Annotated in this window: 6 protein-coding genes; 2 read left to right on the top strand and 4 right to left on the bottom strand. The window is 31.5% G+C overall.

Translation table 11 applies throughout. From position 1 onward, the window contains the following. Both CN514_RS08455 and CN514_RS08450 read right to left on the bottom strand, forming a co-directional pair. Nucleotides 1-949 (bottom strand): hypothetical protein (locus CN514_RS08455; RefSeq protein ID WP_176525834.1); only part of this gene is annotated, 949 nt, incomplete at its 3' end. A 33-nt stretch (nucleotides 950-982) separates the two neighbouring features. Beyond that, entirely contained in the window at nucleotides 983-1273 is a 291-nt protein-coding gene (locus tag CN514_RS08450) for a YtpI family protein (protein ID WP_088013444.1), read from the bottom strand. 93 nt (nucleotides 1274-1366) lie between these two features. Here CN514_RS08450 and CN514_RS08445 point away from each other — a divergent pair, with 93 nt between their 5' ends. Beyond that, a complete protein-coding gene (locus CN514_RS08445; protein ID WP_098232219.1) occupies nucleotides 1367-2305 on the top strand; it encodes a DHH family phosphoesterase in 939 nt (312 codons plus the stop codon). A 47-nt stretch (nucleotides 2306-2352) separates the two neighbouring features. Here CN514_RS08445 and ytrI read toward each other — a convergent pair whose 3' ends face one another. After that, the gene (ytrI, locus tag CN514_RS08440; RefSeq protein ID WP_097979097.1) at nucleotides 2353-2856 is read right to left on the bottom strand and encodes a sporulation membrane protein YtrI; all 504 of its coding nucleotides are present in this window, start codon (nucleotides 2854-2856) and stop codon (nucleotides 2353-2355) included. Further along, complete coding sequence (gene ytrH / locus CN514_RS08435) at nucleotides 2856-3191, bottom strand: sporulation membrane protein YtrH (protein ID WP_286141603.1); 336 nt, start codon at nucleotides 3189-3191, stop codon at nucleotides 2856-2858. The genes ytrI and ytrH overlap by 1 nt, the downstream gene beginning before the upstream one ends. Nucleotides 3192-3365: 174 nt before the next feature. Between ytrH and dnaE the strand changes: the two genes are divergently transcribed. Then, nucleotides 3366-6707, top strand: coding sequence for a DNA polymerase III subunit alpha (gene dnaE / locus CN514_RS08430; RefSeq protein ID WP_098232216.1), 3342 nt, complete (start codon nucleotides 3366-3368; stop codon nucleotides 6705-6707). Nucleotides 6708-6866: the final 159 nt, after the last annotated feature.

Here is a 6866-nt window from a genome sequence, read left to right as displayed (position 1 = left end):
CTTTTGCTAAGTCATATACAATTTTCTCTAATTTCTCTAAGTCATAAATAAATTCATCTTCATTTATTTTCAATTTTTTCGCCATAAATAATGCTGCTAGCCAAAACTCAAATTTATATGATAGATTCGAAAGATTATCACATAGATCAACATGTTTATAAAACAATTCAATTGCTCTGTCAGAATCACAAAAAGTTAAAAAAATCATTTGTTCACTTAGTTCAGGAATGTATTTTGTGCGATTGTATGTTACAAAATAAGCTTTTTGTTGAATAATTAATGCTTCATCTATTTTGCTTTGTTCCAATAAAGGAAGCAGTAATTTTGAGTATGATTTGTGAACCGCTTCGTCACAATCAACTGAGCTATTCATTATTTTATTTTGTAAATTTAACGCTTCTTGAAGATGATCAGTTTTTAGTAAATAAATCATTTCACCATACATTTCACACTTTTCACAATTACTTAAATGATCCCTTGGAGATTTTTTATATAGTTGATAGTTTTGTTTTGCGTAATCAATTTGATTTAAATATAAGTTCATTATAAATAGAGCTTGAAAATAAGGTCTTAAAGAATAGTTAGCAATTACTAAACGATTCTTAAAATCCTCGAAATAATGGTGAATTTCTTCTAACGAGAATCTGAGGGACTGAGGTATTATTTCTAACAACCACTTGTACAGCCATAGGATCTGCTCTTGCTCGATACGTTCTTCGTTTTGATCATATAAATCTACACACCACAAAAAGGTATCAATAAATAAGTCTATTTCACCAATAGAAAAAGCAGTTTCTGCTAATTCCATATTAACGTAATATAGATATCCCCATTCCTCTTGATTCTCTAATTCTTCTGCAAAAGTAAGTAGTTTTTGAAGTTTAATACTAGAATGTGATAATTCTACTAGTTCATCAAATTTTGATGAAAATAGTTCTTCAGTCATCATGTAAGTTTTCTCACTTTCTAGATTACTATAAGATTAAACAGTTTGTTTATTTTCAATTGCTTTATAATGCTTATTTTGTAAGTATCCACGATATAGATTTGCTGCACCAAATAGAATGAAAAGAATACCGACACAAATTGTTATTAATTCAAGCTTTGCTACCATTTGATTTATACCGTAAAGCAATAAGAATAATCCAAAAGTTAATCTTGCACGTGATCCTGCAATTTTTTTTGTTAATAGTTCGCTTGTAAAGAAAAATTTGGTAACGTAAAATAAGAAGAATAGAAAAGATATAATTACGATTGTTGCAATGCTATTCACTTAGCTTCCACCTTTCAATGACTAATACATAATTCTATTTTACAGTCATAGAAACTATATTTCAAAAGTTTTCATATAAAGGAGAGTTTAATGTTGAAAGAACAAATTTTAAAAGATATACATATGTTTGATACGATAATAATTCATCGACATGTTCGCCCAGATCCAGATGCAATTGGTTCACAGTGCGGTTTAGCAGAGATGATTAAAGCAAGTTATCCTGCAAAAAAAGTATATGTAGTAGGACATTTGCCACAATCTCTAGAGTATTTATATAAAATGGATCAAATTGAAGATGAAGAATATAAGGAAGCACTTGTCATTGTTTGTGACACTGCAAATACTGAACGAGTAGATGATGCTAGATATTCAACTGGAAAGAAACTGATTAAAATTGACCATCATCCGAATGTAGATCCATACGGTGACATTATGCATGTAGATACTACTGCAAGTTCAACAAGTGAGTTAATGTTTGAACTGGCAGAGAGTAGTAACGAACAATTAGTGGTAACTGACAAAGCTGCGAGACTAATTTATGCGGGGATTATTGGAGATACAGGAAGATTCTTATTTCCAAGTACAACAGAAAGAACTTTTCATGCAGCTAGTAATTTGATAAAAAAGGATTTTTCTATTAATGAAATATATGACAATATGTATGAAACATCAATTGAGATGGCTCATTTAAATGGATATGTTCTTCAAAATTTTAAACTTACAGAGGAAGGAGTCGGTCATATAAACATGACAAAGGCTCTAATGGATGAATACAATGTAAACTCTGAACAAGCTTCATTGGCTGTAAGTTCACTTGGACATATAAAAGGGGTAAAAGCTTGGGTTATCTTTTTAGAAGAAGATGATTTAATTCGAGTACGTCTACGTTCAAAAGGACCAGTTATAAATGGAGTAGCTGCTATGTTTAACGGAGGTGGACATCCGCTTGCATCTGGAGCGAAAGTCTTCTCATGGGAAGAAGCAGAAAAAGTAGTGGAAGAATTAAAAAAGGTTTGTAGGGAAGAAAAATAAAGCTTAAAAAATAAATTTGAGAGGCTATTCAAATACTAGCCTCTCATTTATTTTGTGCTTTTTATTTTTAATGTGATTTCTAATACGGTATCAAAGTAGATTGTATCTATTTCAAGTTTAAATCGTCGATCATCTTTAATATAAACTTTGTTTTCGATTGCACGTCTTAATAATTCCCGATTTTGAGAAACGCTTTTTATATCTTGAGTCAGTAAATTACTTAGGTCATCCTTTACATCAGTAATTAGTTGATTATTAGTAAAGGCATTTAAATTGTATTGTTTATAATTTAAAATTGTCACTTTGATATCTTGAACTGTTAAATTTCGTTTCTTTTCCTTGTTCATACGCTCCATATTTTCAATAAATATATTTTTATCTCTTAAATATTGTTTATTGAGCATTTTCAATTCAGATATTTGTTTTACTTGTTCTTCTTCAGTCACACCATAAAAATAAATAAAGACAAGCCAACTAATGATAAACCCGAAAAATATGCCTACAAAAAATTTTGCCCAAGCGTGGGAGAGTTGTTCTGGAGGAGCTTTCATTAAACATGTTCTCCTGTAAACCATTGGATAATGATTGTACCGGTATGAGTTCCTCCCATGGCGGCTATAATCATGAAAATTTGCTTAATAAATTCGATAGTTTCTCCTTCAAATAATCCTTTTTCAAAACTATAGAATGTATCAAATGTTCCGCCAATCGCCCCAACAATTGCCCAAATTCGTAACTTCATTGATAAATCATACATGCTGCTAAGTGGTGGCTGTCCAATGATGTAGTAACCGATTGAACCAATGATCGATCCACCTATTATGATTCCTAATGAAATAAAATACATTGAAATTAATGCTGGTATAAATGGCAACTTAAGCTCCAATTGTCCTCACTCCCTCAATTAATATATATGGACAAAGTGTTATGTGTATGATGAGTATTAAAAGTAAGTTTAAAATAAAAGATTTGTTTTATTTTCCACGAACAAAAATAGAATGTAAGTTCGTATTTTGTGATAGAATAGATTATATTGAAATGATGGTAAGGAGGAATGTAGATGAGTTTTGTTCATTTGCAAGTTCAAAGTTCTTATAGTTTATTGCAAAGCGCATGTAAAATAGATGAATTAATTAATGCTGCTGTTAGAGAAGGACATCCTGCGCTTGCTATTGCAGATGAAAATGTCATGTACGGGGTAATTCCTTTTTATCATGCGTGTAAAAAAGCAGGGATTAAGCCAATTATTGGGGTGAAAATCTCAATTTTAATGGATGAACATCAGTCTTTTCCGATGATTTTACTAGCGAAAGATTTGAATGGTTATCAAAACCTTTTAAAACTTACAAGTATAATAGGGACAAAATCACCAGAAGGAATTCCTAAAAAGTGGTTATCGGCATATAGTAACGGCGTGATTGCTATTACACCAGGAATTGAGGGAGAAATTGAAAACTTACTATTGAATGGAGAAATCGAAAGAGCTATTGTTCATGTAAAAGAGTATCAATCAATTTTCGATCACTTTTTTGTCAGTATTCAAGATCACGGTTTACCTGAAAATCGTTCGCTATATCCATTAATTAAACAAGTACAAAAAGAAACAAACATCAGTTTAGTTGTTACAAATGATGTTCGATATATTGAAAAAGAGGATGCACTTATTCAAGATGCTTTATTTTCAGTTAAAAATGGTACTAAGTTATCGGACGAATCAAGACCAAGATTACATTCGAACGAATATTATTATAAATCAAAAGCCGAATTATTGAAGTTGTTTTCTGATGAAGAAGAAGCATTTCAAAACACTATACATATTTCAGATATATGTAATGTAACGATTCCGTTTCATCAGCCGTTATTGCCTAAGTATCCAGTACCTGATGAATATTCAACAGTGGAATACTTAAAAATGGTTTGTGAAAATGGCATGATTGAGCGGTACGGGGAAATAAATGATGAACTTAAACAAAGATTAGAATTTGAGTTAAATACAATCAATAAGATGGGGTTTAATGATTATTTCCTCATTGTTTGGGACTTTATTAAATATGCACTTGAACAAGGGATATTTGTTGGACCAGGACGTGGTTCCGCCGCGGGATCTTTAGTGGCTTATGTATTAAAAATTACGAATGTAGACCCAATACATTATAATTTACTATTTGAACGATTTTTAAATGAAGAAAGAATTACAATGCCAGATATTGATATTGACTTTCCAGATCATCGACGAGATGAAATGATTGATTATGTAGCTTCAAAATATGGTGATGTGCATGTTGCACAAATTATTACATTTGGAACATTAGGAGCAAAAGCGGCCATTCGAGATATTGCCAGGGTAATGGGGCTTACGCCAACTGAAATAGATCGGTTTTCGAAGCTAATTCCATCATCATCGCTAGGATTAAAAGATGTCTATGAGCAATCAAAGGCATTTAAAAGTCATGTTGAACATTCTGGTATTCATAAAAGGATATTTGAGGTAGCTTGCCAAGTTGAAGGATTACCTCGTCATACAAGCATCCATGCAGCAGGTGTTATTATTTCTGAACTTCCTTTAACAAATGTTGTCCCATTACAAGCGGGGAATCATGGAGTTTTTTTAACACAATATCCTGCAGAAATCCTTGAAGAACTTGGATTAGTAAAGATGGACTTCCTTGGCCTACGTAACTTAAGTTTATTGGAAGAGGTCTGTCGATTAATTTATGAAGCAAAAGGTGAAGTAATTAATTTGGAAGAAATTCCGTTACAAGATTTAAAAACATTTGAAATTCTTAGTAAAGGAGATACCTCAGGCGTATTTCAGCTAGAATCATCAGGGATGAGAAGAGTACTACAGCAATTACAGCCTAATCAGTTTGAAGATATAGTGGCTGTAAACGCGTTATATCGTCCAGGTCCAATGGAGCAAATCCCTAGATTTATTCAATATAAACATGGATTAGAGAAGGTTACGTATCCTCATCCAGTTTTAGAAAAAATATTAAAACCAACATATGGCGTAATCATATATCAAGAGCAAATCATGCAAATTGCTTCAACTCTTTCAGGGTTTACTTTAAGTGAAGCAGACTTACTTCGAAGAGCTGTAAGTAAAAAGAAGAAGGAAGTTTTAGATGAAGAAAGAATTCATTTTGTAGAAGGTGCAATAGCTAAAGGTTATGATGAACAAGTTGCAAATGAAGTATACGATTTAATTGTCCAATTTGCTAACTATGGATTTAATCGGAGTCATGCTGTAGCGTATAGTATGATTGCATATCAACTTGCATATTTAAAGGCGAATTTTCCTCTAGAATTTTATGCAGCACTTTTATCGAGTTTTATAGGAAGTGAAGAGAAAGTATCGAATTATATTGGTGAAGCAAAATTGAAAGGGATCCCAATCTATCCACCTTCAATCAATAAAAGTCAATATGCATTTGTAGTTGAAGGAAATGGAATTCGATATAGTTTATTAGCTATAAAAAATATAGGAATGGCAACTGTAAGAGAAATTCTACAAAAGCGACCATATAAAGATTTTTTTGAAGTGTGCATTAAAATTTCACCAAAAGCATTAAACCGAAAAAGTATAGAAAATTTAATTTTTTCGGGATGCTTTGATGAGTTTGAGCTCGACCGTGCAACACTGTTAGCAAATATAGATATGATTTTTGATTACGTGGATATAGTAAGACCTGAAAATGAAGATCAATTTGATTTATTTCTTGATGAAGATTTTGTGCCTAAACCGGAGATTATTAAAGTGGAGCCAATGAAAGTTTCAATTAAGCTTGAACTTGAAAAACAGGCTTTAGGTACTTATTTATCAGGTCATCCGATTAGTCAATACGAGAAGTTGCTTAATGATAGTGATGCCGGGACTATTTCATCAATTATGATGAAGAAAGATACAGAGCATCTGCTGTTCGTCTATATTAAGGATTTAAGGATTACAAAAACAAAAAAACAACAGCATATGGCTTTTTTACAAGTTGAAGATTTAAGTTCATCAATTGATGCTGTTGTATTTCCAACTACTTTTGAAAAATACCGTCATAAATTAAAAGAAAAAGAAGTAGTTGTAGTTAAAGCAAAAGTTGATGAACGGGATGAAAGAAAACAATTAATAATAAATGAAGTCCATACAATCGAAGAAATGGAAGAAATAAACGACCAAAAGAAGTATACTTTATTTATTAAAATAACGGGACATACTAATAAAAATATTTCCTACACAATACAGCAAACAATCTCTAAGTTTAAAGGGCATGCGAAAGTTGTGCTTTACTATGAAGAAGATAAAAAAGCTGTTCAATTATCTGAACACTATTATGTGAATCCTTCTGTGAATTGTCTTTCGATGTTAAGAAATATTGTCGGGGATGCAAATGTTGTATTAAAGAAATAGACATTCTTCTCTAAACTATTTATTATTAACATACATGTGATATCATACAAAAAGAAAATTTTACCTTTTAAAGAGAAAATCACTAAGAAATATACAGTTGAAAAGTCAACTCGTCAACATTAGGGAGAGTGAATAGTTTGTCATTATTAAGTGAAGAAG

The sequence above is a fragment of the Bacillus sp. AFS001701 genome (assembly GCF_002559405.1).
Taxonomy (GTDB): Bacteria; Bacillota; Bacilli; order Bacillales; family Bacillaceae_G; genus Gottfriedia.
This window is presented reverse-complemented; position numbering and strand designations above follow the sequence as displayed.